Consider the following 325-nt stretch of genomic DNA (forward strand, 5'->3'; position numbering starts at 1 on the left):
AGGGGCGATACGCACCAACAAACAGCTGAAAGCACTGATTAAAGAAGAATTGAAAAACCGCAACGGCCTGATTGGCAGCAGTGAAGAATTATTGTTGAATGCGGAAGGTGAAAGCAAACTGGCCTTGGATAACAGCGAACAAGGCAAAATCATTGCAGGTAAACAAGCGGTAATTCACACAGCCGCTTTTGACAATAACAGTGGCAGCATAGATGCAGACAGTCTGGAATTGAGTGCGGATAGCGTTAACAATGCAGGCGGAGCAATACGGGTAAATCAGCAATTAAAAGCTCAGATTAACCGTAATCTGAATAATCAGAACGGA

Annotated in this window: 1 protein-coding gene; it reads left to right on the forward strand. The window is 44.0% G+C overall.

Translation table 11 applies throughout. The features are described from left to right. A partial coding sequence (locus tag BHC43_RS00585; protein ID WP_144078725.1) for a hypothetical protein occupies nucleotides 1-325 on the forward strand: 325 nt, incomplete at both ends.

This window comes from Snodgrassella alvi, assembly GCF_002777855.1.
GTDB classification, from domain to species: domain Bacteria; phylum Pseudomonadota; class Gammaproteobacteria; order Burkholderiales; family Neisseriaceae; genus Snodgrassella; species Snodgrassella alvi_E.